We start from the raw sequence: 3,375 nt of genomic DNA on the forward strand, positions 1-3,375 counted from the left end.
GGGCTCGGGGATCGGCTCAGATCGTTCAACTTTTGCATGGGGCGCTCCATCGGTTCACATTAGCAACGATAGATGCAATATCCTCGCCACCGCCCCATAGCATCTTCCTCCCGCGCTTCAGTTTCTCGATGTCAGCCACAATCAGTTGCCGAATCTGCCGGAGGTCCTCCCTGCTGGGCTTGAGTGGCTCGACGTCAGCCACAATCAATTGAGCAGTCTGGCGGAGAACCTCCCTGCTACGCTAACTACTCTCGCAGTTAACCGCAACGAGCTAACCAGGTTACCCGAGGCGCTCCCGCCCGGGCTCGAGCACCTCTTTGCTAACTATAACCAGCTAACCAGCCTACCCGAGAACCTACTGACGCAGTTGGGGGCTGATGCCAACGTAGATCTGTATGGAAATCCGCTGCCGGAGCAGGTGCTGACGAACCTGCATACAGCCGTCAGCGCCGCGGGTTATGCCGGTCCATCCGTCATGCTTCCGGACAACGACGCGAGTGAACTATCATCGACAGACGATGAACAGGACGCCTCTCTCACTGAAGCCGTCGCAGGCTGGCTCAGGGGCAATCCAAAAGACGGCGATCGGGAGGTGCTGGACGCTTGGCGGACCTCTGCAGAAGAGCCGGGTGCTGAAGAGTACGCGCTTTTCCTCGGCAAGCTGTTCGAGTCCGTCAACTCTGACAATCAGGAATTCCAACAGTCGGTGGCGAATGATCTACGAGAGGCGGCGAAGAACCCGCAATTGCGTGCGCAGTACTTTCAGCTGGCCGCCGATGCTAACCAGACCTGCGAGGATCGCAGAACGTTGACTTGGAACGGTATGCAAACCGCACGTCTCATCGCAGACGTGGAGAACGGCGTCTATGACGATGGGGCACGCCTTCCCGATCTCATCGAACTGGGGCGCGTCATGTTCGGCTTGGACGCTCTGGAGGGGATCGCGCGCGAGAAGGCTGACTCGCTCGGCTCCGTCGACAGCGCCGAAAACATCGATCCCATCGAGGTCTATCTTGCTTATCAGAACAAGCTACGCGAGCGGCTGGGACTGCAGCACGTCGCGCCGAATATGCGCTTCTTTGAAGTTTCCGGCGTCACCGACGCTCACGTTGACAATGCAGAGATAACCGTGCGGAATAAGGAAGCGGCGGAAATTGCTGACTATTTGGCGACGGACTGGCAACCTTGGGACGATGTGGTTTCTCGCATCGCCCCTGACGACCATGCTGCGATGCAGGACCAGCTCATTGATGCAATGGGCGAAGAGTTCGACAACAGACTGGAGCAACAGCTCGCCGACAGAGGCTTGAGTGGAACTGATTCTGATCTCGTCGAGGATGCCAAGCGAGAATTAGGTGCCGAGGTCCGTAAGGAAATTGCCCGCGAGATCAAGGGCGCTCTAAGGGATAGGGTGCTCAATGATCACGGCCTCAGGCTGTGAAGCAGCCTTTGACTGCAGGAGGCTGTTAATTCGCATGAGGCGTAGCGCTGTCCGTCAGACTGCGGAGCGCCGACCTAAAAGCCGGCGCATGCTCAGGTGAGCGGCTAAAATTCGTGCAAGTAGCGGTGAGAGTCGGACTCCCTTCCCCGATGCCGCAACTGCACGAAAACCGCCGGAAAACAAGGAGTCCAAAAAGGCGGGGCTCGATTTTGTGACCACCGCCGTGTACCACCGATTCGGCCCGCAACGCGGGGCAAGCATCAGAACAGCGAGGCAGCCATGGTAAAACCGTTCCCGTCGAAGACCCATATCGGCAACCATATGCTGCATCCGGAAACCCTGATGCTGACCTATGGCTATGATCCGCAATTGTCGGAGGGCGCCATCAAGCCGCCGGTGTTCCTGACCTCCACTTTCGTGTTCAAGACGGCCGAAGACGGCCAGGACTTCTTCGATTACGTCGCCGGCCGGCGCGAGCCGCCGGAAGGCATGGGCGCGGGCCTGGTCTATTCGCGCTTCAACCATCCCAACAGCGAGATCGTCGAGGACAGGCTCGCGGTCTATGAGCGCACCGAAAGCTGCGCGCTGTTCTCGTCGGGCATGGCGGCCATCGCGACCACGATTCTCGCCTTCGTCCGCCCCGGCGATGTCATCCTGCATTCCCAGCCGCTCTATGGCGGCACGGAAACGCTGCTGACGAACACGCTTGCGCGGCTGTCGATCGGCGCGGCCGGCTTTGCCGACGGAATCGATGAAGCCTTGGTCAGGCAGGCCGCGGAGGAAGCGATGGGTCGGGGGCGGGTTTCAATGATCCTGATCGAGACCCCGGCCAATCCGACCAACGGCCTCGTCGACATCGCGATGATCCGCCGCATCGCCGATTCCGTCGGCAAGACCCAGGGACACACGCCGATCATCGCCTGCGACAACACGCTGCTCGGCCCGGTGTTTCAGCGCCCGATCGAGCACGGCGCGGACCTGTCGCTGTATTCGCTGACCAAGTATGTCGGCGGCCACTCCGACCTGATCGCGGGCGCCGCGCTCGGATCGAAGGCGATCATGAAGGGCATCAAGGCGCTGCGCGGCGCCATCGGCACCCAGCTCGATCCGCATTCGTGCTGGATGATCAACCGCTCATTGGAGACGCTGAACCTGCGCATGGAAAAGGCCGATGCGAATGCGCGGCTGGTGGCGAGCTATCTGCGCGACCACCCCAAGGTCGCCAGGGTTCACTATCTCGGTCATCACGAGGAGGCCTCGCCCTCGGGCCGTGTATTCGCGCGGCAATGCCTGGGCGCGGGATCGACCTTCTCGTTCGACATCGTCGGCGGCAAGGACGCGGCGGTGAAATTCCTCAACGCGCTACAGATCCTCAAGCTGGCGGTGAGCCTTGGCGGCACAGAATCGCTCGCGAGCCTGCCCGCGACCATGACCCATTCCGGCGTTCCCGCCGACATCCGCCAAAAGATCGGCGTGCTCGATTCCACCATCCGGCTGTCGATCGGCATCGAGAACCCGTCGGATCTGATCGCGGACCTCGCGCAGGCGCTGAACGCGGCTTGAGCGAGGGAATCAAAGCGGATTGGACGCGCGGCACGCTGAGGTTCGCAACGTCTCGCTGCTGGTGGCCTCGGCAGTCAATGCCGAGGGGGTCCGGGAGATCCTCGGCATCTGTGAGGGCGCCAAGGAGGACAAATCCGGCTGGTCATCGTTTCTGCGGCATCTCGTCGATCGCGGTCTCAAGGGCGTGCAGTTGGTGGTTTCCGACGCGTGCCGAGGTCTTGTCGAAAGCGTTGCGGATTATCTGCCCGAGGCACGCTATGAACGCTGCATGGTGCATTTTTATCGCAATGTCTTCAGCCACGTGCCGTCGACCCGGGTCCGCGAGGTGAGCCACATGCTCAAGGCCATTCATGCCCAGGAGAGCCGCGCCG

General features: G+C 60.9%; 2 protein-coding genes and 1 pseudogene. All 3 read left to right on the forward strand.

The features are described 5' to 3' along the window. The first annotated feature begins 145 nt into the window (after window positions 1–145). Window positions 146–1,441, forward strand: coding sequence for an NEL-type E3 ubiquitin ligase domain-containing protein (locus QJT78_RS49590; protein ID WP_281460805.1), 1,296 nt, complete (start codon window positions 146–148; stop codon window positions 1,439–1,441). A 279-nt stretch (window positions 1,442–1,720) separates the two neighbouring features. Continuing rightward, window positions 1,721–3,004, forward strand: a complete 1,284-nt coding sequence (locus QJT78_RS49595; RefSeq protein WP_028154486.1) for a cystathionine gamma-synthase family protein — start codon at window positions 1,721–1,723, stop codon at window positions 3,002–3,004. Between the two features lie 40 nt (window positions 3,005–3,044). Continuing rightward, window positions 3,045–3,375, forward strand: a pseudogene (locus QJT78_RS49600) (transposase); the annotation flags it as partial.

Source organism: Bradyrhizobium sp. Mp27, assembly GCF_029953005.1.
In the GTDB taxonomy this organism is placed as follows: Bacteria; Pseudomonadota; Alphaproteobacteria; order Rhizobiales; family Xanthobacteraceae; genus Bradyrhizobium; species Bradyrhizobium barranii.

Bases quoted from the DNA above. Each gene is read 5' to 3' on its own strand.
- QJT78_RS49595 (WP_028154486.1), top strand. From the start codon at position 1,721: ATGGTAAAACCGTTCCCGTCGAAGACCCATATCGGCAACCATATGCTG.